At 43.1% G+C, this 700-nt stretch carries 1 protein-coding gene and 1 pseudogene; both read right to left on the bottom strand.

The genetic code is table 11. The features are described 5' to 3' along the window. Positions 1-220: pseudogene (locus R7Z49_RS28180) on the bottom strand (hypothetical protein); the annotation flags it as partial. A gap of 45 nt (positions 221-265) precedes the next feature. Beyond that, positions 266-700, bottom strand: a 435-nt coding sequence (locus R7Z49_RS25155; protein ID WP_318112409.1) for an immunity 49 family protein, incomplete at its 5' end; no start/stop codon positions are given.

Below are 700 nucleotides of genomic sequence, written 5' to 3'. Positions count from 1 at the left end.
GTATTCATATCGAATACGGATGACTCTTTTGCAGCTTCTAAAATCTGATCGCAAACCTCTTGGGGAACGTTATTTGGCGCCTGATACTCTGCCAGCATTTTCTGTAAGCATTTTCTGTAAGCATTTTCTGTAAGCATTTTAACCCTTCTTCACAGAGGAAACCTGTTGGGTCAATCCACTAGATGGGGTTGATTGAATATCGGTAAACATATAAGCCACCTCGTGAAAGGTGGCTTATATACTGAATTTCTAAATAAATGATAATTTATCGTGTGATCTTGCCTGCTTTTACATCCTCCAGCCAACGTCCTTCAACGAGATATGGAGGAAGCCAACCGGTTTCAATAGATAAACGATGACCTTTGTCGTACCACATACAAGCCATGCCAAGCAGAGGGAAATTAATGAACGTGCGGATGCCTATCCTATCTGGTCCTAATTCTCGAAGATGATATTTCTCTTGGAACTGTAGGTTTTTGACTAGCACTTCCTCAAAGTCATAGCCAATGTTAGTAGTTAGCGCAGCGAAGGTTTCTAGGATCCCCATCGCAATTTCCAACGCCCAGTTATCCCCTTGGGCTACCGCTGCGTCCATTGCTGTAACCAGCTTATCAGGATAATCCGGTGTGCGATTATGAAACGACTGGATGACATCTACTAACATGTAAGACAGCTCACCCGCTTTAGTAGAGCTCTGTCT

Origin of the sequence: Vibrio sp. 1562 (assembly GCF_033340155.1) — a bacterium.
Lineage (GTDB): Bacteria > Pseudomonadota > Gammaproteobacteria > Enterobacterales > Vibrionaceae > Vibrio > Vibrio alginolyticus.
The sequence above is the reverse complement of the archived record's forward strand: the minus strand, read 5'-3'. Positions and strand labels throughout refer to the sequence as shown.